The following is a 25,167-nucleotide window of genomic DNA, read 5'->3' on the forward strand; positions in this document are numbered from 1 at the left end:
CCAGCGTTCGCGCTGGCACACTTAAAAAGAGAAAACAGATCACGGAGTTTTTATGTTCAAGAATCTGCGCTGGACCCTCGTTTTACTGCTGTTTCTGGTTTACATGATCAATTACCTCGATCGTGTCGCGCTCTCCCTGACGGTTCCGCTGGTTGAAAAAGATCTGGCGATCAATGCGGAGCAGTTCGGCATGATTTTCGGCAGCTTTTTCTTTGGCTACGCCCTGTTCAACTTTGTCGGCGGCCTCGCCACCGACCGCTTTGGCCCTAAGATTGTGCTGGCCGTAGCGGTAGCCGCGTGGTCAATCTTCTGCGGTATGACCGCGCTGGCCACCGGCTTCTGGTCGCTGCTGATCCTGCGCGTGCTGTTCGGCATGGCCGAAGGCCCCATCTGCTCCTCGGCTAACAAAGCGATTAACGGCTGGTTCCCGAAAAAACAGGCCGCAACGGCCATGGGCTTACTGAGTGCCGGATCGCCACTGGGCGGTGCCGTCGCCGGTCCGATTATTGGCTATCTGGCACTGGCTTACGGCTGGCGTCCGGCGTTTGTGATTGTCTGCTGCATCGGGCTGGTCTGGATGACATTCTGGCTCTTCTTCGCGGCGGACAATCCGGCGAAGAGCAAGCGCGTCACTGAAGAAGAGCGGCTGCTGATCGAACGCCTCAAGGCGACCAGCCCGAACGATGAGGTTGACCTGTCAGAAACGGCTCATCCGTTTGGTTACTACCTGCGCCAGCCGATTATCCTGGTCACGGCGTTTGCCTTCTTCTGCTACAACTACATCCTGTTCTTCTTCCTGAGCTGGTTCCCGGCCTATCTGGTGCAGGCACACGGCCTGGATATTAAATCGATGAGTATCACCACCATGATCCCGTGGATCGTCGGTTTCGTCGGCCTGGCGCTGGGCGGCTGGATCTCCGATAAAATCTTTAACATCACCGGCAAGCTGTTGTTGTCACGCAAAATTGTGCTGGTGGTCTCACTGCTGGCCGCGGCAATTTGCGTGGCGCTGGCGGGTACGATAAAAGAGGTCGTGCCTGCCGTGATTATGATGTCGGTATCGATTTTCTTTCTCTACATCACCGGCGCGATCTACTGGGCCATCATTCAGGATGTGGTACATAAGAGTCGCATCGGCAGCATCAGCGGCTTCATCCATCTGACAGGCAGCCTCTCCGGCATCATCGGGCCGATTGTCACCGGCTTTATTGTTCAGCACACCGGCAAATTCGACAGCGCCTTCGTGCTGGCCGGTTGTGTCGCCGCGCTGGGCGCCTTCCTGGTCTTGTTTGTGATTCGCAGTCCGAAAACCCAGGACAAACCGGTTTCGGTCTGAGTGTTGTTCCGCTAACAGAACGCTGACTGGGGCGCTGAGCGCCCCGCTTTTCAAAAGGACGGATTATGTTACAGATTGATCGCCTGCCTGCTGAGGTTAAACGCCCCTCCTACGACCGCAGCAAACTGAAGACCCGCATGGTACACATCGGTTTTGGTGCCTTTCACCGCGCACATCAGGCGATGTGCAGCGACAGGCTGGCCGAAGAACAGGGCAGCGACTGGGGCTACTGTGAGGTCAATCTCATGAACAGCACCGGACTGATTACGGCGCTGCGCCAGCAGGACCTGCTCTACACCCTCACTGAGCTGGCGGATGGTTCTCAGCAGACCCGGGTGATCGGCGTCATCACCAGCGCCCTGAAAGGCGACAAAGACGGTATCGAAGCTGTGATCAACGCCATGAGCCAGCCGGATATCGCCATCGTCTCCATGACCGTGACCGAAAAGGGTTACTGCCATCTGCCCGCCAGCGGCAATTTAAACAGCGATCATCCTGATATCGTCCATGACCTGCAGAATCCGCAAGCCCCCCGCACGGTGCCCGGTGTCATTCTGGCGGCGATCCGCCGTCGCCGCGAGCTGGGATTACCGCCCTTCACCGTGATGTCCTGCGACAACATGCCGGAGAATGGGCATGTGACCCGCAATGTAGTGACCCAGCTGGCGGAGCGTCAGGATCCTGCGCTGGCAGAGTACATTCAGCAGCACATCACCTTTCCTTCCACCATGGTGGACCGCATCGTTCCGGCCATGACCGACACCGCACTGGCCGCGCTGCACAAGCGTCTGGGATGTGAAGATCCGGTCGCGATTGAAGCAGAACCCTTCTTTCAGTGGGTGATAGAAGATAACTTCGTTAATGGTCGCCCGGCGTGGGAGAAAGCGGGTGCGGAACTGGTCAGTGATGTACTGCCCTATGAAGAGATGAAACTGCGCATGCTGAATGGCAGTCACTCTTTCCTGGCCTACCTCGGCTTTCTGGCGGGGTATGAGTACATCAGCGACTGTGTGGCCGATCCCCATTTCCGCGCCGCCGCCCGTTCACTGATGATTGATGAACAGGCACCGACGCTGCGCACCCAGGGCGTGGATCTGAATGCCTATGCCGATTCGCTGATCGCCCGCTATGAAAACCGTGCGATTAAACATCGCACAGGGCAGATCGCCACTGACGGCACACAAAAACTGCCGCAGCGCCTGCTCGACAGTCTGCGCTGGCACCTGCAGCGTGGCAGCCGCTGCGAACTGCTGCTGCTCGGCGTCGCGGGCTGGATGCGCTATGTGGGCGGCGTTGATGAACAGGGCCAGCCGATTGAGATCCGTGATCCGATGCAGAAAAAACTGGCGGAGTGCGTTGCCGCCAGCGAAGAGGGTGAAGCGCGCGTGCGGGCGCTGCTCGCCCTCCGCGAAGTGTTTGGCGATGATTTGCTGCAGAACGACGACGTGGTCGCCCGACTGACGGCCTGGTATCAGCAACTGACCACCCAGGGCGCGCGTGCCACTGTGCATCAGTGCCTGAATCGCGGCTGAAGGCGGGACAATAAAGCGCTGGCGCAGACGCAGCGTGCTGATTAGACTGACACTTTGCCAACGCGCTGGCGTCTGCCAGCCGTAATAGGGATATTGCTGCATGTCGAGCGCCTATACCATTACCACCAGCGAACCGGTCAATCAGCAGATTTACCGTTTTCTGCGCAAAGATATTGTCACCTGCGCGATTCAGCCAGGTTCGCTGCTCTCTGAAAAAGAGGTCTCCGCACGCTTCAGCGTTTCACGTCAGCCGGTGCGCGAAGCGTTTATCAAGCTGGCGGAAGCCGGACTGGTACAGGTATTGCCGCAGCGCGGCACGTTCGTGCGTAAAATCTCCGCTAAGCGGGTCGCGGATGGCCGCTTTATCCGTGAGGCGGTGGAAGTGTCGGTGGTTCGTCGTGCCGCGCTGGAGATTGGTGACTCGGGACTGATGACGCTGGAGCACAATCTGCAACTGCAGCGGATGGCGGCGGAGCGGCATGACAGCCAGGCGTTCCTCACGCTTGACGATGAGTTTCATCGTCTGATCGCGGAAAGCATTGACTGCAAGCTGGCCTGGGAAACAGTCGAGAATATCAAAGCGACGATGGATCGGGTGCGCTTCCTGACGCTGAGTGAAGTCTCACCGCCGGAAAAGGTCATTGAGCAGCATGAAGAGATTTATGCCGCCCTGAAACAGCACGATGCCGATGCCGCCGAAGCGGCCATGCGTCATCACCTGCAGGAGATGATCTTCTCCATCACCCCGATTGCTGAGCGCAACAGCGCCTGGTTTGAAGCCCCCTGAATCCCTCCCGAGGGGTGCCCGCCTCGCCTGATTATCCGGGCGAGACGGGCAGTCTCTCTTACCACCATTGATGAAAATGGTGAACCGGCCCGATGCCCTTGCCGACCTCCAGCGAATCCGCCTGCATCAGCGCCTGCTGCAGCCAGTTTTTCGCTTCCTCAATCGTCGTCTCCCATCCGCCATGACGCGGACGTAATGCGGCCAGTGCCGCCGACAGCGTGCAGCCGGTGCCATGCGTATGACGGGTCTCTACACGCGGTGTGCTGAACCGCTGCTCTGCCGATGGCGTAATCAGCCAGTCGGGACTCTCCGCCGCTGTAAGATGCCCTCCTTTCATCAGCACAGCCTGACAGCCCAGCGCCAGCAACGCCCGCCCCTGTTCGCGCATCTCCGTCTCATCGGTGGCAATGGCGCAACCCAGCAGGGCCGCCGCCTCTGGCAGGTTTGGAGTGATCAGCGAAACCTGCGGCAGCAACCGCTCACGAACGCTGGCAACGGCGTCCGGTGAGAGCAGCGCATCACCACTTTTCGCCACCATCACCGTATCCAGTACCACAAAAGGGATCGCCGCCTGCTTCAGCCGCGCCGCCACCTGCTCCACGATAGCCGTTTCTGACAGCATGCCGATTTTCGCGCTGTCGATACGCACGTCATTCAGCACAGAATCGAGCTGGGCGGCGACAAAGTCCGGTTCGATGCGATAAACAGCCTGCACGCCCTGCGTATTTTGTGCCACCAGCGCAGTGATGACGCTGGTGCCATAAGCGCCCAGCGCCGAGAACGTTTTCAGATCGGCCTGGATCCCTGCGCCACCACTGGGATCGGTGCCGGCAATGGTCAGGGCATTAATGCGTTTCATGATCGCCCTCCAGGGTCCAGAGTGCATCCAGAAACGCCGTGGCAAAGCTGCCCGGCCCATTCGCCTGCCCCGCGGCCTTTTCACCGGCTGTCGCCATCACCTGACAGGCCGCGGCAATATTCAGCAGGCCATCGCCGGGCAGCGCGCTGAACCCGGCCACCACCGCCGAGAGCGCACAGCCGGTTCCCACGACCCGCGTCAGCATGGGAGAGCCGCCACGAATGGCAAAAGTGCGCTGACCATCGGTTGCGTAGTCCACTTCACCGGTGACGATGACCCGCGAGTTCCACTCTTTCGCCAGCTGCCGCGCCGCGTCGAGCGCCGCATCTGCCGGGTGAAGCGTATCCACGCCGCGTCCGCCACTGGCCTGCTGCGCCAGCGCCAGAATCTCTGACGCATTGCCGCGTATCACCGCCGGTTGCTGACTTAATAATTGCTGGCAGAAGTCGCTGCGCAGCGTCAGGGCACCGACTGCGACCGGATCGAGCGTCCAGGGCGTGCCCGCCTCCCGCGCCGCGCTAACCGCTGCCTGCATCGCCCGCTGACGCTCGCGCGTCAGCGTCCCGACGTTAATCAGCAGGGCATCCGCAAAGCCGCTGAACTGTGCCGCTTCGTCAGCATCGATCACCATCGCGGGTGACGCATTGAGTGCCAGCAGGACGTTGGCGGTAAAGTTCTGCACCACGTCATTCGTCATGCAGTGCACCAGCGGTGACTGACGGCGAAAGGTGTGCAGAAGGGGCGCGAACTGCGCGGCAGAAAGGTGTTGAGATGGCTGTATCATCGTAGCTCCCAACCGGCGGACAAGAAGGCGAATGCGGTCAGGCATCAGACTTCCCTACGCTGGCATTATCCAGATCAGGTAATACGGGTATTTCTCAGCCTTCACAAAGAAGGGCACCCCGAGTCGAATTACGGTTTGCAGCATAGGCAAGCCGTTCTCTGAAAGCAAGCAACAGCCGCCAGCGAAATGACCGGAACGGAACCTTACGCATGATCCCGATCAACGTTCCATGGTGCAAAAAAAGGCTTAATGCTGCGGGCCTCAGGGATACCTCTTAAGAGGTACTTCTGCTGTCAGGCCTCATGAGCCCTGGCCATCGCTCGGACTCTGACCATTTCATAATAATTAACCTGCGCGAAACACCGTTGTAAAAAAACACTTTATTTCATGGAGTTATCGACTCCTGAAGCGGAACTTCATACTACTCAGGATGTATGATGCGATTGTCAGCGCTTATTCCTCACCGCCATCGATGGCAGGATATTCAAATCGAACGCCAGGGCGCCATCGCCCCTAATGGCCGACATTACCTTTCCACCTATATTTCGGCCCGTTGTGCGGGCTGCGGCGAAACCATCCATCGTGTTTATTACCGGGACATCAGTGACCAGCAGGCGCGTCGCTGGTTAGGCTGACAGCCCGCCCGACGGCCTGTTCCAAAGCAGGGATGAGTTAACAGTTAGTTAGCGATTTGTTAGTCTGATAACTATCCATGGTTTACCCAGACGCCTCTTATGCCACTGCTGTTTGAAAGCCTGAGCCATCAGATTTACCTGTCAGCCCCGCTGTTTATCCTGATCCTGCTCGGATATGGGCTGACACGCTTCGGAAAATGGCCTGCCAGCATCAGCGAAGGCATGAACCGCTTTGTGTTTAACGTTGCGCTGCCCTGCATGCTGTTTCGGGTGATGAGTACCTTCTCGCAAAGCCCGCCGGTGGATGCGCGCCTGCTGCTGGCCTTCTTTGGCAGTTGCCTGCTGGTGTTTATCGTGGGACGCCTGCTGGCGACGCGGCTGTTTAAGCTTGACGGCGTGGCCGCCTCGGTCTTTGCGCTGGGGGGTATCTTCTCCAACAACGTGATGCTGGGGATCCCGGTGGCTACCGTCCTGCTCGGGCCAGAAGCGCTGCCACCGGTGGCGCTGGTGCTGGTGTTTAACAGCCTCATCCTCTGGACCCTGCTGACCGTTTCGGTCGAGTGGGCAAAACAGGGCAGCTTTTCCCTGACAGGTCTCTGGCGCACCCTGATCGGCGTGCTGAAAAATCCGCTGATCGTCGGCATTCTCAGCGGCACGGCCTGGAGCTTTCTTCAGCACCCCTTGCCGCAGATCGCCGCTGAACCGCTGCGGATGCTGGCCTCGCTGGCGGCCCCCCTGTCGCTGGTCACGCTGGGCATGAGCCTGGCACATTATCGGGTGCGGGAGGGTTTAAAAGAGAGTTATACGATCTGCCTGCTGAAGCTGGTTCTGCAACCGATGACGGTATGGGCTATCGCGTGGCTGACCGGTCTACCCCCGCTGGAGAGTAAAGTGGTGGTGTTACTGGGGTCGATGGCGGTCGGGGTTAACGTCTATCTGATGTCGCAGAAATTCAATGTCATTACCGGCCCGGCGGCGGCCAGTATGCTTTTCTCTACGGTGTTTGCGGCCGTGACGACGCCGGTATGGATGATGCTGATGACGCTGGCGGGCTATTAACAGGCGCATAAAAAAAGCCCCTCAGCACTGGGGCTGAAGGGCTTATTGCCTGGCTGATGAAACTTACTCAGCCGTTTTGGTACGGATCAGATAGTCAAAGGCACTCAGTGACGCTTTCGCACCTTCGCCGCTGGCAATGATGATCTGCTTGTACGGCACGGTGGTGCAGTCGCCTGCTGCGAAGACGCCTTTCAGGCTGGTTTCGCATTTCGCATCGATGATGATTTCGCCCATTTTGTTGCGCTCAACCGCGCCTTCCAGCCATGGGGTGTTCGGCAACAGACCAATCTGGACAAAGATACCGGAGAGCGGCAGCTCATGGGTGGTCTGCGTCGTACGGTCAATGTAGTGCAGGCCGGTCACTTTGCTGCCGTCGCCTTTCACTTCCGTGGTCTGCGCGTTCAGGATCACATCAACGTTCTTCAGGCTGCGCAGTTTATCCTGCAGCACGCGGTCAGCACGCATCTCACCAGCAAACTCCAGCAGCGTCACGTGTTCCACGATACCGGCCAGATCAATTGCCGCTTCCACGCCAGAGTTACCGCCGCCGATGACCGCGGTACGCTTGCCTTTAAACAGCGGGCCATCACAGTGCGGGCAGTAGGTAACACCTTTGGTGCGATACTCTTCTTCACCCGGCACGCCCATGTTACGCCAGCGTGCGCCGGTCGCCAGGATGATGCTGCGTGATTTCAGTACGGCGCCAGAGGCGGTTTCGATGGCGTGCAGTCCGCCCTCTTTCGCCGCCGGGATCAGTTTAATGGCGCTCTGGCTGTCGATGACATCCACATTGTAATCATCAACGTGTGCACGCAGTGAACCTGCCAGTTTTGCACCTTCGGTTTTTGGTACAGAGATATAGTTTTCGATATCGACTGTATCCAGCACCTGCCCGCCGAAACGCTCGCCCATCAGGCCGGTACGGATACCTTTACGCGCGGAGTAGATGGCTGCTGCTGCGCCTGCCGGGCCGCTGCCGATAATCAGAACTTCATATGCGTCACGCTTGTTCAGCTCTTCCGCTGCGCGTTTGTCCGCGTTGGTATCCACTTTGCTGACGATTTCCGCCAGGCTCATGCGACCCTGACCAAACTCTTTACCGTTAAGGTAAACCGCTGGCACGCCCATCACGTTGCGTTCCTGAATCTCATTCTGGAACAGGCCACCGTCGATTGCGGTGTGGCTGATGCGCGGGTTAATCACCGCCATCAGGTTCAGCGCCTGCACCACATCAGGACAGTTGTGGCAGGAGAGTGAATAGTAGGTCTCGAAATGGAGATCGCTGTCCAGCTCAGCAACCTGATCCAGCAGGCTCTGTGCTTCTTTAGACGGATGCCCACCGGTCTGTAACAGTGCCAGCACCAGTGAGGTAAATTCGTGACCCAGAGGTGAACCGGCAAAACGCGGGCCGCTGTTCGAACCTGGGTTAGTGATCAGAAACGAGGGCTTACGCACCTGACGATCGTTCTCTTCGCGGAAGCTGACTTTGTCAGACAAACCGGCGATATCAACCAACAGTTCACGGATCTCGGTTGATTTTGCACCCTCATCCAGGGTGGCGAGCAACTCAACAGGTTTGGTTAATTTCTCAAGGTAAGCCTTGAGCTGCGTTTTCAAATTTGTGTCGAGCATAGTGATATCCTGGTCAAAAAATCGGGTGCCGTGGCACCCGATTGGAGAATGGTCGAAAGGCCGAAGCGGGATTAGATTTTGCCAACCAGGTCCAGAGATGGAGCCAGCGTTGCATCACCTTCTTTCCATTTCGCCGGGCAGACTTCACCTGGGTGAGAAGCAACGTACTGAGCCGCTTTCACTTTGCGCAGCAGGTCAGAGGCGTCACGGCCAATGCCTTCAGCGGTGATTTCGATAGCCTGGATAACGCCTTCCGGGTCAACGATGAAAGTACCACGGTCAGCCAGACCTTCTGCTTCACGCATGATTTCGAAGTTGCGGGTCAGCGCGCCAGTCGGGTCGCCGATCATCGCATACTGGATCTTCGCGATGGTGTCAGAAGAACCGTGCCAGGCTTTGTGGGTAAAGTGGGTGTCGGTAGAAACAGAGTAGATATCTACGCCCAGTTTCTGGAACTCTTCGTAGTGATCAGCCACGTCACCCAGCTCGGTCGGGCAGACGAAGGTGAAGTCAGCAGGATAGAAGAAGAACACACTCCATTTACCTTCAACGTCTTTCTCGGTTACGTCGATGAATTCGCCGTTTTTGAATGCTGCGTTTTTGAACGGCTTGATTTTGGTATTGATAATAGACATCTGTGGCCTCCGTTAAAATATGTGATGCAGGTTACATAATTTTCGGGCCAACATCTAATATGCAGACGTTATCAATCTGATTAACGAAAGCTATCAAACGCTGAGAGCCTGATGCTCTCTGGCCCGCCGGGCAGTGTACAGCGATTTTCATGACATTAAACCCGCTTTGTCTTTCCCCCTTTCTTCCCGAATCGCTGCTAGTTTTGTAAGACCGGATAAAAAGGGAGCAGAGCTGTGGAGATACGTCCGTTTACTGAAGCCGATCGTCCTTTCCTGCGAACGCTGTTTCTGGCGGCGCGACGGCATAACTGGCGCTGGCTGGATGGCAGCGAGTGGCAGCTGGAAGATTTTGATGGGGTGATTTTGGGGGAGACGGTGCTGGTCGCCGAGGCTGAGGGGCAGCGCGTCGGATTTGCCGGACTGCTGGAGAACGACAACTTTCTGCACAGTCTCTATGTCGATCCCGACTGGCAGGGGCGCGGCGTGGGCAGTGCCCTGCTGGAGAACGTCCAGGCGCGCTTCACCTCAACCGGGGCGCTGAAGTGTCTGCAGATGAACAAAGCAGCCCAGGCGTTTTACCTGAAACATGGCTGGAAGATGATTTCGGAAGGCGAAGGGGAGCATGGCGGCTACGTGCTGATGCACTACCCGCTGGCCTCGGCCTATGCCAGCGGGTCGGGTCGGGCTTAGAGTGCGCGGAAGGCGATCTCGCCAGGGATCACCTCACCCTGCCAGTAGAGCTGGGCGGCGACGCGTCCGGCCAGCTGGCGATAGAGCGCGGTAAAATCGCTGTCTGGCCGGCGGATCACCGTCGGTTCGCCTTCATCGAGATCTTCGCGCAGGTCGATGTGCAGCGGCAGCTGGGCCAGCAGCTGCGTCTGGTAATCCTCAACCAGTTTCTGCGCCCCGCCGGTGCCGAAAATCGGCTCGTGATAGCCGCACTGACTGCAGATATGCAGGCTCATATTTTCCACCACGCCCAGCACCGGAACATTGACCTTCTCAAACATCACCAGCCCTTTGCGGGCATCAATCAGGGCAATATCCTGCGGCGTGGTGACCACCAGCGCCCCGGTGACCGGCACGTTCTGCGCCAGCGTGAGCTGAATGTCGCCGGTACCCGGAGGCATATCCAGCACCAGATAATCCAGTTCCGGCCACAGCGTCTCGTTCAGCAGCTGCATCAGCGCTTTACTGGCCATCGGGCCGCGCCACACCATCGCGTTATCATCGGTGACCAGATAGCCAATCGAGTTCGTTGCCAGCCCGTGCGCCATAATCGGGGCCATATGGGTGCCATCCGGCGAAGTCGGCCGCTGGTCCTGCGTGCCGAGCATGTTCGGCACTGACGGGCCATAGATGTCGGCGTCGAGGATCCCGACGCGCGCGCCTTCGGCAGCCAGCGCCAGCGCCATATTTACGGCAGTGCTCGATTTGCCGACGCCCCCTTTGCCGGAGCTGACCGCGATGATATTTTTTACACCGTTCACGCCCGGCTGATTTTTCACCCGCTTCAGGGTGGCAATATCATGACTGAGCCGCCAGTCGATCGCACGCGCGCCGGTCTGGCGCAGCAGTTCGGCGCTGACCTGCTCTTTCAGGGCGTCGAACCCGCTGGCCCAGGCAAAAGGCATCATCACTTCAATGTGCAGCGTACCGTCAAGCTGCGCCACATGATGCAGCGCCTTCAGCGCGGTCAGGTTCTGGTGCAGGGTCGGATGCTCAAAGCGTTTCAGTACGCCAGCCACGATGGCGCGCAGCCCTTCTGGCGTATGCGGTTCCCGGGATTGTGCTGTCATCCCTCACTCCTTATTTCTGCTCTGCTTACGCTGTTTTCAGCGAGGTAACCTCAATGATATCAGAAGCACATGGATTCGCGGCGACTGGCGGGATGAATCCCTTGTGTTTACGCAGGAGAAGCCTTCAGTTACCATCTAAGCCCGTTTTTTCAATCAACAGAAAGCTACGCAAACTATGACTCAAGTCGCTAAAAAAATTCTGGTAACGTGCGCCCTGCCCTACGCGAACGGATCAATCCATCTCGGCCACATGCTCGAGCATATCCAGGCAGACATTTGGGTGCGTTATCAGCGAATGCGTGGCAATCAGGTTTATTTCATCTGCGCCGACGATGCGCACGGTACCCCTATCATGCTGAAAGCGCAGCAGCTGGGGATTGCACCGGAGCAGATGATTGCAGAAATGAAACAGGAGCATGAAACGGACTTTGCCGGTTTCAATATCAGCTATGACAACTATCACTCAACGCATGGCGACGAAAACCGTGAGCTGGCCGGGCTGATCTACGGCCGCCTGAAAGAGAACGGTTTCATCAAGAACCGCACGATTTCGCAGCTGTATGACCCGGAAAAAGGGATGTTCCTGCCGGATCGCTTTGTGAAAGGCACCTGTCCGAAATGTAAGTCACCTGACCAGTATGGCGACAACTGCGAAGTCTGCAGCGCGACCTACAGCCCGACAGAGCTGATCGATCCGAAATCCGTGGTGTCCGGTGCGACGCCGGTGCTGCGTGATTCCGAACACTTCTTCTTTGATCTGCCCTCCTTCAGCGAGATGCTGCGTGCCTGGACCCGTTCTGGCGCACTGCAGGATCAGGTTGCGAACAAAATGCAGGAGTGGTTTGAGTCGGGCCTGCAGCAGTGGGATATCTCCCGCGACGCGCCTTACTTCGGCTTTGAAATTCCGGGTGCGCCGGGCAAATATTTCTACGTCTGGCTGGATGCGCCTATCGGCTATATGGGCTCGTTCAAAAACCTGTGCGATAAGCGCGGCGACATCGACTTCGACGAGTTCTGGCGTAAAGACTCCACCACCGAGCTGTACCACTTCATCGGTAAAGATATCGTCTATTTCCACAGCCTGTTCTGGCCCGCGATGCTGGAAGGCAGCAACTTCCGCAAGCCAAACAACCTGTTTGTGCACGGCTATGTCACCGTCAACGGTGCAAAAATGTCGAAGTCGCGTGGCACCTTTATTAAGGCCAGCACCTGGCTGCAGCATCTGGATGCCGACAGCCTGCGCTATTACTATGCGGCGAAACTCTCTTCACGCATCGACGATATCGACCTGAACATGGAAGATTTTGTTCAGCGCGTGAACGCCGACATTGTCAATAAAGTGGTTAATCTGGCGTCACGTAACGCGGGCTTTATCACCAAACGCTTTGACGGCAAACTGGCGGCTGAGCTGGCCGATCCGGCCCTTTATCAGACCTTCGTGGATGCCTCAGAGAAGATTGGTGAAGCCTGGGCCAGCCGTGAGTTCAGCCGTGCGATTCGTGAGATCATGGCGCTGGCCGACCTGGCTAACCGCTATGTCGATGAGCAGGCACCATGGGTGGTGGCGAAGCAGGAAGGCCGCGATGCCGACCTGCAGGCTATCTGCTCAATGGGTATCAACCTGTTCCGCATCCTGATGACCTGGCTGAAGCCGGTGCTGCCTTCCCTGAGCGCACGCGCCGAAGATTTCCTGAAGTGCGAGCTGAGCTGGGATGCTATCGCCCAGCCGCTGCTGGATCACCAGGTCGCGCCGTTTAAAGCGCTCTACAGCCGCATTGAAATGGCGAAGGTTGAGGGACTGATTGCGGCCTCAAAAGAGGATGCTGCCGCCGCAGCTGCACCGGCCGCAAGCGGCCCGCTGGCAGATTCACCTGTCGGTGAGCCCATCACCATCGACGATTTCGCCAAAGTGGATATGCGCGTGGCGCTGATTGAGCAGGCGGAACTGGTTGAGGGCTCAGACAAGCTGCTGCGTCTGCAACTTGACCTGGGCGGGGAAAAGCGTCAGATCTTCTCCGGCATCCGCGCCGCTTACCCTGATCCGTCAGTGCTGGTCGGTAAAATGACCATCATCGTCGCCAACCTCGCACCACGTAAGATGCGCTTCGGCATCTCTGAAGGCATGGTGCTGTCAGCAGGACCGGGCGGCAAAGATCTCTTCGTGCTCTCCGTGGATAGCGGTGCGGTACCGGGTATGCCGGTTAAGTAACCCGCGGCTGACGGAATCAGTTCCGGACTGAAACCCTTTGCGCCTCTGCGGGTGCGAAGGGTTTTTTTATATCGGTCAAGCACGCTCTCTTCCTGCACAGGTGAACGCGGCCTCCTCTCCTGCCGCTTTCCGGCGCATAAATGTGATCGCTAGCACGCTAAGCGGTTAATGCGTATGATGAAGCTCAGTAAAAACAGGAGCCTGCCATGCTCACCGTGCTGTCTGTCTGCGGGCGCTATCTGCGCGCCTTTATCATCATTTATCTCTGCCTGTATGCCGGAATCGGCATCGCCTCGCTGCTGCCCATTACCCTGCCCGGCAGCATTATCGGCATGTTAATTCTGTTTGCCCTGCTCGCGTCGCAAATCCTGCCGGTAAGCTGGGTGAAACCGGGCTGTCATCTGCTGATTCGCTATATGGCCCTGCTGTTTGTGCCGATCAGCGTCGGGGTGATGAACTACACCGATGTCCTGACCGCGCAGTTTGGCCCTATCGTGATCTCCTGTGTCGTCAGCACCCTGCTGGTGCTCTCGATTGTCGGCGTGAGCGCCCACAAGCTGCACAGCCGGAAGCCGGCCGGGGAGTCGGGCGATGAGTGAAATCTGGTGGTCACTGCCGCTGACGCTGGCGGCCTTTTTCCTGGCGCGCAAACTGGCAATACGGCTGAAGCTCCCGCTGCTCAATCCGCTGCTGGTCGCGATGGCGATAATTATTCCGATACTGCTGCTGTTGCAGCTGCCCTACTCGCGCTATTTCGCTGGCAGCCAGATTCTCAATCAGCTGCTGCAACCGGCGGTGGTGGCCCTGGCACTGCCGCTCTATGAACAGATCCATCAGATCCGCGCCCGCTGGAAATCCATTATCGGCGTCTGCTTTATCGGCAGCCTGACCGCCATGACCTCGGGCACGGCCATTGCGCTCTGGCTGGGGGCAACGCCCGAAATTGCGGCCACTATCGTGCCGAAATCGGTGACCACACCGATTGCCATGGCCGTCTCCGGTTCATTGCACGGTATTCCGGCCATCAGCGCCATCTGTGTGCTGATCGCCGGGGTGCTGGGTGCGGTCTTCGGTCATATGGTGCTGAACCTGCTCGGTGTGAAGTCTAAAGCCGCACGCGGTCTGGCGATTGGCAATGCGTCACATGCACTCGGCACGGCGCGTGCAGCCGAACTCGATTTTCAGGAGGGCGCCTTCAGTTCGCTGGCGCTGGTGATCTGCGGCATCATCACCTCACTGCTGGCCCCCTTTGTTTTTCCGCTGCTGCTGCACTGGTTTGGCTAAAACTTTGCGAGAGATCTCGCAAAGTTGAAACATGCAACACAGGTTACATTGTCAGAGCGACCTGGATCACATATAAACCGGTGACCGGCACGTCGCCCTGCTGAATTTAATGAGGCTCTCATGCAATCCCGTTTCCTCTCCGCTTTTGAGGCATTGCCATCAACGCTGCAAACGGCGCTGGCTCCCCTGCTGGACGATCCTGACTTTGAGGCGCGACTGAGCGCCAGCCAGGTCGCTGCGCTGCAGCAACAGACGCAGATGGACGCCGATACGCTGGCGCTGGCGCTGCTGCCCCTGGCAGCGGCCTGCGCTGTCGCCACCGTCTCCCACTTCAACGTCGGCGCGATTGCCCGCGGCGTCAGCGGTGCCTGGTACTTCGGGGCGAACATGGAGTTTGTCGGCGCCCCTCTGCAGCAGACGGTTCACGCCGAGCAGAGCGCGATCACCCACGCCTGGCTGTGTGGCGAGCCGCAGCTGGAGAGCATCACCGTCAACTACACGCCGTGCGGTCACTGCCGCCAGTTTATGAACGAGCTGAACAGCGGCACCGCTATTCGTATCAGCCTGCCGCAGCGCGCGGTGAGTACACTGGCTGACTATCTGCCGGATGCGTTTGGCCCGCGCGACCTCGACATCAGCACTTTCCTGATGGACCACGTTGATCACGGCTACGTCGCTGCGGGTGACGAACTGGTGCAGGCTGCCGTTGCCGCCGCCAATGCCAGTCACGCCCCCTACAGCCAGTCGCACGCCGGGGTTGCGCTTCTGACCGTAAGCGGTTCGATTGTCACCGGCCGCTATGCGGAAAACGCCGCGTTTAATCCCAGCTTCCCGCCCCTTCAGGCGGCGCTGGTGCGGCTGAACATGCAGGGCGGCGATGTCCGTCAGATAAAAAGAGCGGTATTAGCGGAAGCAGAAAATGCCACGCTGAGCCAGTTTGCCGCCACGCAAGCCACGCTGCAGACATTTGGCTGCAGTGAGCTGCTGCATGTGACGCTGAACAAAGCATAACCGGCTGTCAGAAAGGCCACAGTTTTGTGAGCTTTTATGAACAAACGCTGTACTTCTGCGGGAAATTTCATAGGATCTGGCGCCAGAATTCACGTCATGACAAATTACTCTGAATAATTCAGGTTGCAGGATGGCAGCACGGTCGTGAATTTTCCCGCAGCGGTGACCCTGCCGCTACAGGCCTGCAGTCTGAGCTATAACGGGTAAGAAAACTGGCGCTACCTTTCCGGCGTGACGCCAGACAACACTGCAACCGGAGCATCACCGCATGGAACTCGACTACGAAAGTAAACGCCCGCTTTATATCCCATATGCTGGCCCGATTTTGCTTGAATTTCCCCTGCTGAACAAAGGCAGCGCCTTTACCCTCGAAGAACGTAACGAATTTAACCTCAATGGTCTGCTGCCTGAAGCGGTGGAATCGATTGAAGAGCAGGCAAAGCGCGCCTGGCGTCAGTTCCAGGACTTTAAAAACAATAACGATAAGCACGTCTACCTGCGAAACATCCAGGACACGAACGAAACGCTGTTCTACCGCCTGCTGGATAACCATCTCGAAGAGATGATGCCCATCATCTACACCCCGACCGTCGGCGCAGCCTGCGAACACTTCTCTGAAATCTACCGTCGTGCGCGTGGCGTTTTCATCTCCTACCCGAACCGCGATCGCATCGAAGATATGCTGCAGAACGCCACCAAACAGAATGTGAAGGTGATTGTGGTGACCGATGGCGAGCGTATCCTGGGTCTGGGCGACCAGGGCATCGGTGGAATGGGGATTCCGATTGGTAAGCTTTCACTCTATACCGCCTGCGGCGGCATCAGCCCGGCTTACACCCTGCCGGTCGTGCTGGATGTCGGCACCAATAACCAGCAGCTGCTGAACGACCCGCTCTATATGGGCTGGCGTCATCCGCGTATCACCGGCGAAGAGTATGACGCCTTCGTCAATGAGTTCATTCAGGCCGTTAAGCGCCGCTGGCCGAAAGTGCTGTTGCAGTTCGAAGATTTCGCCCAGAAGAACGCGATGCCGCTGCTGAACCGCTATCGCGAAGAGATCTGCTGCTTCAATGATGATATCCAGGGCACTGCCGCCGTCACCGTCGGCACGCTGATCGCCGCCAGCCGAGCAGCCGGCAGCCGTCTGTGCGAGCAGAAAGTGGTCTTCCTGGGAGCCGGTTCCGCGGGTTGTGGTATCGCTGAGCAGATCATTGCGCAGATGAAATCTGAAGGTCTGAGCGACGACGAAGCGCGTAGCCGGGTGATGATGGTGGATCGTTTTGGTCTGCTCACTGACAAACTGCCTAACCTGCTCGATTTCCAGAGCAAGCTGGTGCAGAAGAGCGAAAACCTGCAGAACTGGGATGTCGCCAGCGACGCAATCTCGCTGCTGGACGTAGTGCGCAATGCACAGCCCGATATCCTGATTGGTGTCTCCGGTCAGCCGGGTCTGTTCACCGAAGAGATCATCCGTGAGATGCACAAGCACTGTAAGCGCCCTATCGTGATGCCACTGTCGAACCCGACATCACGCGTGGAGGCGACGCCAGCCGATATCATCGCCTGGACTGACGGTGCAGCACTGGTCGCCACCGGCAGCCCGTTCTCGCCAGTAAGCTGGAACGGTAAAACCTACCCGATCGCGCAGTGCAACAACTCCTACATCTTCCCGGGAATTGGTCTGGGTGTGATTGCCTCAGGCGCCAGCCGCGTCACCGACAGCATGCTGATGACCGCCAGCCGCGCACTGGCTGACTGCTCTCCGCTGGTCAACGAAGGCGAAGGCCCGGTACTGCCCGAGATCAAAGATATTCAGGGCGTGTCGAAGATCATTGCGATGGAAGTGGGTAAAGCCGCTCAGCTGGCGGGCGTTGCCGTGGTGACCTCAGAAGATGTGTTGTCACAGGCTATTGCCAACAACTTCTGGCTACCGCAGTACCGTCACTATCGCCGTACCTCGATTTAATCTTCAGCCTGCCGGACCTGATAGGGTCCGGCAGTGTTCAAAAAGCGCACAGCCAGCCGGCAGTAACTTGCTTCGCTGCGACGCCTCAAGTAGCCTTGTGCCATCTCAACATTCTGATACCGAGTCTCCAGGCGCATGCTGAAACGCGTTTTCATTGGTCTGCTTTTCATCATCTCACTGATGGTGGCAACTGCGCTCGGCCTCGATCGCTGGATCAGCTGGAAAACGGCGCCTTTCATCTACGAAAATGTCTCTTCTCTGCCGCATCGTCAGGTGGGCGTGGTACTGGGAACGGCAAAATATTACCGCACCGGCGTGATCAATCAGTATTACCTCTATCGTATGCAGGGTGCGCTGAACGCCTACAACAGCGGTAAAGTCAATTATCTGCTGCTGAGCGGGGATAATGCGCTGCAGAGTTATAACGAGCCGATGACAATGCGCCGTGATTTAATCAAAGCGGGCGTCGATCCGGCCGATATCGTGCTCGACTACGCCGGATTCCGCACGCTGGATTCGATCGTGCGTACCCGTAAGGTCTTTGATACCAACGACTTCATTATCATCACGCAGCGTTTTCATTGTGAGCGCGCGCTCTTCATCGCCCTGCAGCTGGGCATTCAGGCGCAGTGTTATGCCGTGCCCTCGCCGAAGAACATGCTTAGCGTGCGCTTCCGTGAAGTGGGGGCCCGGCTGGGTGCGCTGGCAGACCTCTTCCTGCTCAAGCGTGAACCTCGTTTTCTCGGCCCGCTGGTGCCGATTCCCGCCGTGCGAACCGTTCCGGATGATGCGCAGAGTTATCCTGCTGTGACGCCGGAACAGTTGCTGGAGCTGGAACAGAAGTTACGGAAATAGCTCAGTTGCCAGCACCGTGTTGCAGTCTGGCATTCATGTTAAAGGCTCAGTGAATTCTGACAGCAACCACTAAGCTCAACGCGCAGGGAACAGGGTCAGAATAGGAAAGCGTCCCGCGCCATGGACGGCGCGGGCCGAGCGTGTCATGGATGACGGCTTTTGCGTCTTTCCGATCTGACCCTGTTTCCTGCGCAGGCTCCGTCTCAAAGCAATGACCTCAGCCTTTAAGCAGGCCGAGCGTGTCATGGATGACGGCCTTTGCGACTTTCCGATCTTACCCTGTTTCCTGCGCAGGCTCCGTCTCAAAGCAATGACCTCAGCCTTCAAGCAGGCCGAGTGTGTCACGGACAACGGCTTTTGCGTCTTTCCGATCTGACCCTGTTCCCTTCGCATACTCCGTCTCACATCAACCGCCCAGCGCCATCCTCATAAAAAAAGCGACCCGAAGGTCGCTTTTTTCGCAGCAGAGAACGTTACTTCTTACGCGAATACTTCAGTGAATCCAGCGCCACGGCGAAGATGATGATGCCGCCTTTAATAATGTACTGCCAGTAAGGGTTAACGCCGATATAGGTCAGACCGTAGTTGATAACGGTGAAGATCAACACACCGGTTACCACACCCGCCACGCTACCCACACCCCCGGCGAACGAGACGCCGCCGACCACACAGGCTGCAATCGCATCCAGCTCATACATAAAGCCGAGGTTGTTAGTCGCCGAACCGATACGACCCGCTTCCAGCATCCCGCCAAAGGCGTAGAACACACCAGACAGCGCATAAATCAGGATCAGGTTCAGCGGCACGTTCACGCCTGACACTTTCGCCGCTTCCGGGTTACCCCCGATAGCGAAAATGTTTTTGCCGAAACGGGTTTTGTTCCACAGCACCCAGACGAACACAATCGCAATCACCGCGTAGAAGGTGATAAACGACAGTTTAAAATCACCAAACCGCAAAAAGCCCTGTGCGAATTTCGAGAAGCCTGCATCAAAACCGGCAATCGGTGACGCACCCACATAGTCGTAATAGAGTGAGTTAATACCGTAAACGATAATCATGGTGCCCAGCGTGGTGATAAAAGGCGTCACCTTCAGATAGGCAATGATCACACCGTTCACCAGACCAATCACTCCCCCGATCACACACACGGTCAGGATAACCAGCGGAATTGGCACCGTATCCAGCGTCGGGAACACTTTGTTTGCGTTGTCCATCGACTGCAGCAGCGTCGCTGCGACAACCGCCGCCAGCCCAACCTGACGTCCGGCTGACAGGTCAGTCCCCTGGGTCACAATCAGGCCCGCCACGCCCAGTGCAATAATAATGCGCACTGAAGACTGGGTCAGGATATTACTCAGGTTCATCAAACTTAAAAATGTCGGGTCCTGGAAAATAATAATAGCCAGCAATACCAGCAGCACGACATAAATGCCGCCCTCTTTTAACCAGGTTAGCGCATTCTTTTTTGTAGTCGCTTTCATGTTAACAGCCCTTGCTTCATTAAAGGTGTAATGACGCTAAACGCAATATTTCGTTCTGCGTGGTCGTTTTGGTATCAACTATGCCTGCTACCAGACCATTACTCATTACCAGAATACGATCGGTAATGCCTAACAGCTCCGGCATTTCGGATGAGATAATAATGATGCCCTTCTCTCTTTTCGCCAGCTCAGCAATCAGCTGGTAAATTTCGAATTTTGCACCAACATCAATACCGCGTGTTGGTTCATCAAGCATCAGGATTTCAGGCTGGGTCAATAACCAGCGGCCAATAATCACCTTTTGCTGATTACCGCCCGAAAGCGAACCAATCTGCGTATGGTGGCCCGGCGTTTTTACCCGCATGGAATCGATCACCCACTGGGTGTCACTTTTCATGCGTTTATTATCCAGCAGCCCCATACTGCTTTTATATTTTTTAATATTCGAGATAAGGGAGTTAAATCCGATATCCAGATAAGCATAAATACCGGTTGAGCGACGCTCTTCCGTCACCAGTGCGAAACCGTGATTAATCGCTTCATTCGCACTGTGGTTATTAATCGGTTTACCATGCAGTTTGATGGTGCCGCCCGATTTTTCGCGAATGCCAAACAGCGTTTCGACGATATCGGTACGTTTGGCGCCCACCAGCCCGGCGATGCCGAGGATCTCCCCTTTACGCAGATCAAATGAGATGTCACGAATCGAAGGCTGACGCAGAGAGGTCAGATTCCGCACCTCAAGAATGGTTTCCCCCGGCACGTTGGTACGGTCAGGGAAACGCTGGTTCAGTGAACGGCCGACCATCATCGCGATAATCTTATCCATATCCAGCCCTTCCAGCGGCTGAGTCGCAATCCACTGTCCGTCACGCAGAATGGTAATCTCATCACACAGCTGGAAAATCTCTTCCATTTTATGAGAGATATAGACGATGCCGCAGCCACGATCTTTCAGCTTGCGAATAATCGTGAACAGGTGATTAACCTCTTTCTCCGTTAATGAGGAGGTCGGCTCATCCATAATCACAATTTTTGCGTCATAAGAGAACGCTTTGGCAATTTCAATCATCTGCATCTGCGACACAGACAAATTCGCCACTTTGTCGCGCGGATCGATATCGATATCCAGCTCGTCAAAAATAGCTTTGGTATCCTGATACATCTTATCCTGATCGACAAAGAAGCCTTTGCGCGGATAACGCCCCAGCCACATGTTGTCCATCACGGTGCGCTGCAGGACCAGGTTTAATTCCTGATGCACCATCGACACGCCATTTTCCAGCGCCTCTTTGGAGCTTTTATAGTCGATCTCTTTACCCTGAAACAGGATACTGCCGGAATCTTTTTTATAAATACCAAACAGGCATTTTAATAAGGTGGATTTACCGGCACCGTTCTCGCCCATTAACGCATGAACAGAGTGAGGCCGCACTTTTAAATTCACATTATCTAACGCTTTAACGCCGGGAAATGATTTTGAGACATCCTTCATCTCCAGCAGATATTCTCGCTGCGCGGTCGTATTATCACTGGCCATATTTTACCTGGCTAAAAAACGGTGGTGACATAAAAAAGGCGCGACAGGGGTCGCGCCCGGAATCGAACTTATTTCTGGAACTGAGCCAGATTCTCTTTATCAACCGGAACGTAAGGTACGCGGACGATCTTATCTACCATCTTGAAGTTCGTACCTTCGGTCGCGGCTTTGCCGTTAGCCAGGTTGTTGGCGATATCCAGCGTGGCTTTCGCCTGGTTTTCCGCATCGTTCAGCACGGTACCGGCCAGCGCACCCGATTTCACCAGCGCCATCGCTTCCGGCAGGGCATCGACGCCGAAGACCGGGATAGAGGTCATGTTGTGCGCTTTCAGCGCTTCAACGGCACCCATCGCCATCGCATCGTTGTTGGCAATCACGACTTCGATTTTCTTCGCGTTCGGGCCTGACAGCCACGCATCCATCTTATCTTTAGCCTGTGCGGTATCCCACATCGCCGTATCCATCGCTAACTGCTGGGTTTTCAGACCATCTTTGTTCAGCGTATCGATCACATATTTGGTACGGGCTTCCGCATCAGGATGGCCTGGCTCACCTTTCAGCAGCACAAACTGGATGGTGCCATCTTTGTTCAGATCCCAGGCCGGGGTCGCTTTCCAGTGTTTCTCAATCAGCTGACCCTGAATGATGCCGGACTCTTTAGAGTCGGTCCCGACATAGTAGGCTTTGTCATAACCGGCCAGCACTTTCGCGTTAGGCTCTTTGTTGAAGAAGACCACCGGCACGTCATTCGCGCGCGCTTTGTCGACCACCACGGCCGCGGCAGCCGGGTCAACCAGGTTAATGGCCAGCGCTTTCACGCCTTTTGCCATCAGTACGTCAACCTGGTCGTTCTGTTTGGACTGGTCGTTCTGCGAGTCATTCATCAGCAGCTGAATGCCGCCAAGGGTTTTCGCTTCTTTCTCAATGTCTTTGCGCACCATTGACATGAAGTTGTCATCATATTTGTAAATGGTCACGCCGATACGGGTGTCAGCTGCGTGAGCGGTTGCACCAAACATCATGCTGGCAACCAGTGCGGTAAGCGTGAAAACCTTCTTATTCATGGTATCTCCGGTTTTATTATGCAGGGTCTTTTTAGCGCTGCCGCGCGACGTGGCGCGAAAGCAATCGGTAAAACAGATCGGCGGGGCAGTCTGCGCAATTTGCCGCTTACCGCTGACGCCGTCTAAAACCTGACTTCCCTGTGCCTGAACACGTCCGTGAAGAGGGGATGAACCCGTTAACCGGCTACTGAGACCACAACTGATGCCGTTACACTGGCGTTACATAATGTTTCAGTCCGGTAAGACGCTGCCATCATAGTGAGAGCAATGTTAATTAACTGTGAATGTAATCACAGATTGAAAGCGGTTACATGGCTGAATCGCCTGAATTAGTGACGGACTCCACATTTTGCCGCTGCGCGACTGAATGACGCCGCACCAGCGTCGGCATAAAGATGTGCGTGGCGGTGTCATCCAGCAGGCCTGCCGCCCCCTGAAGTGCCAGCTCTGTCGCAATTTTTGCCATAGAAACAATAGGATAACGCACAGTGGTAAGCTGGGGGTCGGTGTAACGCGAGATGGGGATGTCATCAAAGCCAATGACAGAAAAATGCTGTGGCACCTGAATGCCGTTGTCTTTCAGCGCCGTGAGTGCGCCCGCTGCCATACCGTCGTTGTAAGCAAACACCGCGCTGAGATTGAGATTGCGCCCCAGCAGCTCCACCATCGCCGCTTCGCCGCCCTGCATGTCGGGCTCTGCGCTGGCAATCCAGCTCTCATGCGGCCGGATGCCCTGCTCTGCCATCGCCTGCATCCACCCTTCGCGGCGCTGGGCGACATCTTCGATAGGATGACTGGAACAGAGATAGCCGATGCGGCTATGCCCCTGTTGTATCAGGGTCCGGGAGGCCATCAGCGCACCGGCGACGTTATCCAGACTGACGCTGCGCTGCTCAAATCCCGGTATGACGCGGTTGATGACAACCATGCCCGGCACATGCTGCATAAAGTCAGCCAGCTCCGCGTCTGAAAGCGTTTTCGCGTGCACCACCAGGGCGCTGCAACGCTGGCGGATCAGCACTTCAATGGCATGACGCTCTTTCTCTTCCTGATGCCAGGAGTTGCTGATGAGGACATGCTTATGGACGCGCTGCGCCACGGTATCCACCGCTTTAACCAGCGCGCCAAAAAAGGGATCGGAAACATCCATCACCACCACCCCGATGGTGTCGCTGACCTGAGTCGCCAGCGCCTGTGCGTTGGCGTTAGGACGATACCCCAGCGCCTCAACCGCCTGTAACACCGCGTCGCGGGTATCAGAGGTGACGGCGCTGCTCTGATTGAGGACGCGCGATACGGTCGCCACTGAGACGCCAGCCTGACGGGCAACATCACGAATTGTTATCATGCAGCAGTTCCAGAAAGGAAAAAGAGGGCATCACGCCGGGTTGAACACCGGCGCTATTTTGTCAGGGGCGGGCGATGTGCAGCGTGAATTGCGTCACATCAATGAAAACGGTTACATACAATTCTGTAACCTTTGTGATGGCGGTCATTATCTGGCGTGGTCGGACAGGCGGGGTTTTCCGGCTGAGAGCTGGGTAAGCCGCCGCCACAGCCACTCCAGCGGGCCCTGTGCGAAGAAATGTAACCAGATGAGTGAAAAGAGGATATTGATAAGCCAGACCGCAGGCACCATCAGCACCAGCTCCAGCCGGCTAAAGTGCATATAGAAGCCAAAGCGGTAGAACAGCGTGGTACAGATCAGCGACTGCATCAGGTAGTTGGTCAGCGCCATGCGCCCGACACACTGAATGGCATAACTGAACCGCCAGCGTGAAATCTGCGGCCACCAGGCCAGACAGAGCGCCGCATAGCCCAGGCTGATCAGCGGGCTGGCGAGGTCGCGCGGGGTCTGCAGATAAAAGCCGCTCCAGCGGAACTCCCAGTGTAACAGCCACTGCGCAGCGACACCGGCCACCGCGATCGAGAATCCCGCCGTCAGCAGCACGACGGCGGCCTGACGGTAGTGCCGCAGGGGAAACTGGCCCGTCAGCCAGCCACAGCGCAGCAGCGCGCCACCGATCATCATCAGGCCCGCCAGCTGCCAGCCATACTGTGCCGCCAGCGCCATCAGCCCCGATGAGAGGTGATCAAGCCGGTTCTGAATCGCTTCCCAGCCGCCGGCCAGTTTCCAGTAGCGCTCATATTGCAGATCGGCCGCGCCGGGCAGCCAGGAGCGGGTCGGCTCAGGATCGGAGATCGAGCCGAATACCAGCAGCACACCGCAACCCACCAGGTAAAGCAGAATACCGGTATTCATCAGGCTGCGGGTGGAAGGAACATCGCGCACGACCCGCCACACCACCAGCCCGATGATGCCGTAATCGAGCAGGATGTCCCCCTCCCAGAGAAACACCCCGTGCAGAAAACCGATCAGCACCAGCAGTGACAGCCGGGCAGTCAGCCAGCGACTGCCGCGCGGCAGTTGCATCTGCAGACCGGCACCAAACAGCAGCGCAAACAGCGTAAGGAATTTGAGCTGGGCAAAGGTATCGGAGAGGGCCCATGTCCAGGCGTCAGCGAGGGTGACACTCCCCTGCCAGGCCGGATTCAGGTAGGCCGCAGAGGGCAGACCAAAGCCGACGATATTGAGCAGCAGAATGCCGAGAATGGCACAGCCTCGAATAAAATCCAGCGCGTGATAGCGTTGCATGCGGCACCCTGCCCCATTGAGGCGGGCAGCATTATGCGCC

At 56.8% G+C, this 25,167-nt stretch carries 22 protein-coding genes and 1 riboswitch; of the genes, 12 read left to right on the forward strand and 10 right to left on the reverse strand.

Annotation, left to right across the window (positions count from 1 at the left end; all coding sequences use genetic code 11):
- The first annotated feature begins 52 nt into the window (after positions 1 to 52).
- From AC1V0D_RS08745 to AC1V0D_RS08755, 3 genes are all read left to right on the forward strand, one after another.
- Positions 53 to 1,336, forward strand: coding sequence for an MFS transporter (locus AC1V0D_RS08745; protein WP_058956697.1), 1,284 nt, complete (start codon positions 53 to 55; stop codon positions 1,334 to 1,336).
- A 65-nt stretch (positions 1,337 to 1,401) separates the two neighbouring features.
- Positions 1,402 to 2,868: a mannitol dehydrogenase family protein gene (locus tag AC1V0D_RS08750; RefSeq protein ID WP_482907266.1), complete on the forward strand. Its 1,467-nt coding sequence runs from the start codon at positions 1,402 to 1,404 to the stop codon at positions 2,866 to 2,868.
- A 100-nt stretch (positions 2,869 to 2,968) separates the two neighbouring features.
- Positions 2,969 to 3,655 (forward strand): GntR family transcriptional regulator, encoded by a 687-nt coding sequence (locus tag AC1V0D_RS08755; protein WP_337020945.1) that lies wholly within the window; start codon positions 2,969 to 2,971, stop codon positions 3,653 to 3,655.
- Between the two features lie 58 nt (positions 3,656 to 3,713).
- Here AC1V0D_RS08755 and thiD read toward each other — a convergent pair whose 3' ends face one another.
- Both thiD and thiM read right to left on the reverse strand, forming a co-directional pair.
- A complete protein-coding gene (gene thiD / locus AC1V0D_RS08760) occupies positions 3,714 to 4,514 on the reverse strand; it encodes a bifunctional hydroxymethylpyrimidine kinase/phosphomethylpyrimidine kinase (RefSeq protein WP_337020944.1) in 801 nt (266 codons plus the stop codon).
- Entirely contained in the window at positions 4,501 to 5,298 is a 798-nt protein-coding gene (gene thiM, locus AC1V0D_RS08765) for a hydroxyethylthiazole kinase (protein WP_337020943.1), read from the reverse strand. Before thiM ends, thiD begins: the two co-directional genes overlap by 14 nt.
- Before the next feature lie 34 nt (positions 5,299 to 5,332).
- A riboswitch (TPP riboswitch) is annotated at positions 5,333 to 5,429 on the reverse strand.
- A 306-nt stretch (positions 5,430 to 5,735) separates the two neighbouring features.
- Between thiM and AC1V0D_RS08770 the strand changes: the two genes are divergently transcribed.
- Entirely contained in the window at positions 5,736 to 5,933 is a 198-nt protein-coding gene (locus AC1V0D_RS08770) for a hypothetical protein (RefSeq protein WP_071987797.1), read from the forward strand.
- Between the two features lie 99 nt (positions 5,934 to 6,032).
- The gene (locus tag AC1V0D_RS08775; protein WP_337020942.1) at positions 6,033 to 6,992 is read left to right on the forward strand and encodes an AEC family transporter; all 960 of its coding nucleotides are present in this window, start codon (positions 6,033 to 6,035) and stop codon (positions 6,990 to 6,992) included.
- A 63-nt stretch (positions 6,993 to 7,055) separates the two neighbouring features.
- On the opposite strand, the gene ahpF is transcribed toward AC1V0D_RS08775, so the two are convergent.
- Both ahpF and ahpC read right to left on the reverse strand, forming a co-directional pair.
- Positions 7,056 to 8,624 (reverse strand): alkyl hydroperoxide reductase subunit F, encoded by a 1,569-nt coding sequence (ahpF, locus tag AC1V0D_RS08780; RefSeq protein WP_482907267.1) that lies wholly within the window; start codon positions 8,622 to 8,624, stop codon positions 7,056 to 7,058.
- 71 nt (positions 8,625 to 8,695) lie between these two features.
- Positions 8,696 to 9,259, reverse strand: coding sequence for an alkyl hydroperoxide reductase subunit C (gene ahpC, locus AC1V0D_RS08785; RefSeq protein ID WP_009089196.1), 564 nt, complete (start codon positions 9,257 to 9,259; stop codon positions 8,696 to 8,698).
- A 234-nt stretch (positions 9,260 to 9,493) separates the two neighbouring features.
- Between ahpC and AC1V0D_RS08790 the strand changes: the two genes are divergently transcribed.
- Entirely contained in the window at positions 9,494 to 9,949 is a 456-nt protein-coding gene (locus AC1V0D_RS08790; protein ID WP_058956703.1) for a GNAT family N-acetyltransferase, read from the forward strand.
- On the opposite strand, the gene apbC is transcribed toward AC1V0D_RS08790, so the two are convergent.
- Positions 9,946 to 11,058, reverse strand: coding sequence for an iron-sulfur cluster carrier protein ApbC (apbC, locus tag AC1V0D_RS08795; protein ID WP_009089192.1), 1,113 nt, complete (start codon positions 11,056 to 11,058; stop codon positions 9,946 to 9,948). The genes AC1V0D_RS08790 and apbC overlap by 4 nt on opposite strands.
- Positions 11,059 to 11,233: 175 nt before the next feature.
- Between apbC and metG the strand changes: the two genes are divergently transcribed.
- The 6 genes from metG (at position 11,234) to sanA (ending at position 18,383) form a co-directional block, all read left to right on the forward strand.
- Positions 11,234 to 13,267, forward strand: a complete 2,034-nt coding sequence (metG, locus tag AC1V0D_RS08800) for a methionine--tRNA ligase (RefSeq protein WP_337025344.1) — start codon at positions 11,234 to 11,236, stop codon at positions 13,265 to 13,267.
- Between the two features lie 206 nt (positions 13,268 to 13,473).
- On the forward strand, positions 13,474 to 13,866 hold the full coding sequence (locus AC1V0D_RS08805; RefSeq protein WP_009089187.1) for a CidA/LrgA family protein: 393 nt from the start codon (positions 13,474 to 13,476) through the stop codon (positions 13,864 to 13,866).
- Positions 13,859 to 14,551 (forward strand): CidB/LrgB family autolysis modulator, encoded by a 693-nt coding sequence (locus tag AC1V0D_RS08810; RefSeq protein ID WP_009089186.1) that lies wholly within the window; start codon positions 13,859 to 13,861, stop codon positions 14,549 to 14,551. The genes AC1V0D_RS08805 and AC1V0D_RS08810 overlap by 8 nt, the downstream gene beginning before the upstream one ends.
- Before the next feature lie 120 nt (positions 14,552 to 14,671).
- Positions 14,672 to 15,562 carry a cytidine deaminase gene (cdd, locus tag AC1V0D_RS08815; protein ID WP_140922987.1) on the forward strand — a complete coding sequence of 297 codons (891 nt, stop codon included), beginning with the start codon at positions 14,672 to 14,674 and terminating at the stop codon, positions 15,560 to 15,562.
- A gap of 268 nt (positions 15,563 to 15,830) precedes the next feature.
- Positions 15,831 to 17,528: an NAD-dependent malic enzyme gene (locus tag AC1V0D_RS08820; RefSeq protein ID WP_307743343.1), complete on the forward strand. Its 1,698-nt coding sequence runs from the start codon at positions 15,831 to 15,833 to the stop codon at positions 17,526 to 17,528.
- Positions 17,529 to 17,663: 135 nt separating this feature from the next.
- Complete coding sequence (gene sanA, locus AC1V0D_RS08825) at positions 17,664 to 18,383, forward strand: outer membrane permeability protein SanA (RefSeq protein WP_482907268.1); 720 nt, start codon at positions 17,664 to 17,666, stop codon at positions 18,381 to 18,383.
- Between the two features lie 473 nt (positions 18,384 to 18,856).
- Here sanA and mglC read toward each other — a convergent pair whose 3' ends face one another.
- The 5 genes from mglC to yeiB form a co-directional block, all read right to left on the reverse strand.
- Positions 18,857 to 19,867 carry a galactose/methyl galactoside ABC transporter permease MglC gene (mglC, locus tag AC1V0D_RS08830; protein WP_009089178.1) on the reverse strand — a complete coding sequence of 337 codons (1,011 nt, stop codon included), beginning with the start codon at positions 19,865 to 19,867 and terminating at the stop codon, positions 18,857 to 18,859.
- Positions 19,868 to 19,886: 19 nt separating this feature from the next.
- A complete protein-coding gene (gene mglA, locus AC1V0D_RS08835; RefSeq protein WP_046102225.1) occupies positions 19,887 to 21,407 on the reverse strand; it encodes a galactose/methyl galactoside ABC transporter ATP-binding protein MglA in 1,521 nt (506 codons plus the stop codon).
- A 68-nt stretch (positions 21,408 to 21,475) separates the two neighbouring features.
- Positions 21,476 to 22,471 carry a galactose/glucose ABC transporter substrate-binding protein MglB gene (gene mglB, locus AC1V0D_RS08840; protein ID WP_009089175.1) on the reverse strand — a complete coding sequence of 332 codons (996 nt, stop codon included), beginning with the start codon at positions 22,469 to 22,471 and terminating at the stop codon, positions 21,476 to 21,478.
- Positions 22,472 to 22,778: 307 nt separating this feature from the next.
- Entirely contained in the window at positions 22,779 to 23,819 is a 1,041-nt protein-coding gene (gene galS / locus AC1V0D_RS08845; protein ID WP_009089173.1) for an HTH-type transcriptional regulator GalS, read from the reverse strand.
- Between the two features lie 147 nt (positions 23,820 to 23,966).
- The gene (yeiB, locus tag AC1V0D_RS08850) at positions 23,967 to 25,127 is read right to left on the reverse strand and encodes a DUF418 domain-containing protein YeiB (RefSeq protein WP_482907269.1); all 1,161 of its coding nucleotides are present in this window, start codon (positions 25,125 to 25,127) and stop codon (positions 23,967 to 23,969) included.
- Between the last annotated feature and the right edge of the window lie 40 nt (positions 25,128 to 25,167).

The sequence above is a fragment of the Pantoea sp. PA1 genome (assembly GCF_056856975.1).

Excerpts from the sequence above, each read along its gene's own strand:
- AC1V0D_RS08820 (WP_307743343.1), top strand. The coding sequence starts at position 15,831 with ATGGAACTCGACTACGAAAGTAAACGCCCGCTTTATATCCCATATGCT.
- AC1V0D_RS08755 (WP_337020945.1), top strand. The coding sequence starts at position 2,969 with ATGTCGAGCGCCTATACCATTACCACCAGCGAACCGGTCAATCAGCAG.
- sanA (WP_482907268.1), top strand. The coding sequence starts at position 17,664 with ATGCTGAAACGCGTTTTCATTGGTCTGCTTTTCATCATCTCACTGATG.
- AC1V0D_RS08810 (WP_009089186.1), top strand. The coding sequence starts at position 13,859 with ATGAGTGAAATCTGGTGGTCACTGCCGCTGACGCTGGCGGCCTTTTTC.
- apbC (WP_009089192.1), bottom strand. The coding sequence starts at position 11,058 with ATGACAGCACAATCCCGGGAACCGCATACGCCAGAAGGGCTGCGCGCC.
- thiD (WP_337020944.1), bottom strand. The coding sequence starts at position 4,514 with ATGAAACGCATTAATGCCCTGACCATTGCCGGCACCGATCCCAGTGGT.
- AC1V0D_RS08775 (WP_337020942.1), top strand. The coding sequence starts at position 6,033 with ATGCCACTGCTGTTTGAAAGCCTGAGCCATCAGATTTACCTGTCAGCC.
- metG (WP_337025344.1), top strand. The coding sequence starts at position 11,234 with ATGACTCAAGTCGCTAAAAAAATTCTGGTAACGTGCGCCCTGCCCTAC.
- AC1V0D_RS08750 (WP_482907266.1), top strand. The coding sequence starts at position 1,402 with ATGTTACAGATTGATCGCCTGCCTGCTGAGGTTAAACGCCCCTCCTAC.
- mglB (WP_009089175.1), bottom strand. The coding sequence starts at position 22,471 with ATGAATAAGAAGGTTTTCACGCTTACCGCACTGGTTGCCAGCATGATG.
- AC1V0D_RS08770 (WP_071987797.1), top strand. The coding sequence starts at position 5,736 with ATGCGATTGTCAGCGCTTATTCCTCACCGCCATCGATGGCAGGATATT.
- galS (WP_009089173.1), bottom strand. The coding sequence starts at position 23,819 with ATGATAACAATTCGTGATGTTGCCCGTCAGGCTGGCGTCTCAGTGGCG.
- thiM (WP_337020943.1), bottom strand. The coding sequence starts at position 5,298 with ATGATACAGCCATCTCAACACCTTTCTGCCGCGCAGTTCGCGCCCCTT.
- ahpF (WP_482907267.1), bottom strand. The coding sequence starts at position 8,624 with ATGCTCGACACAAATTTGAAAACGCAGCTCAAGGCTTACCTTGAGAAA.
- mglA (WP_046102225.1), bottom strand. The coding sequence starts at position 21,407 with ATGGCCAGTGATAATACGACCGCGCAGCGAGAATATCTGCTGGAGATG.
- ahpC (WP_009089196.1), bottom strand. The coding sequence starts at position 9,259 with ATGTCTATTATCAATACCAAAATCAAGCCGTTCAAAAACGCAGCATTC.
- AC1V0D_RS08805 (WP_009089187.1), top strand. The coding sequence starts at position 13,474 with ATGCTCACCGTGCTGTCTGTCTGCGGGCGCTATCTGCGCGCCTTTATC.
- AC1V0D_RS08745 (WP_058956697.1), top strand. The coding sequence starts at position 53 with ATGTTCAAGAATCTGCGCTGGACCCTCGTTTTACTGCTGTTTCTGGTT.
- cdd (WP_140922987.1), top strand. The coding sequence starts at position 14,672 with ATGCAATCCCGTTTCCTCTCCGCTTTTGAGGCATTGCCATCAACGCTG.
- mglC (WP_009089178.1), bottom strand. The coding sequence starts at position 19,867 with ATGAAAGCGACTACAAAAAAGAATGCGCTAACCTGGTTAAAAGAGGGC.
- yeiB (WP_482907269.1), bottom strand. The coding sequence starts at position 25,127 with ATGCAACGCTATCACGCGCTGGATTTTATTCGAGGCTGTGCCATTCTC.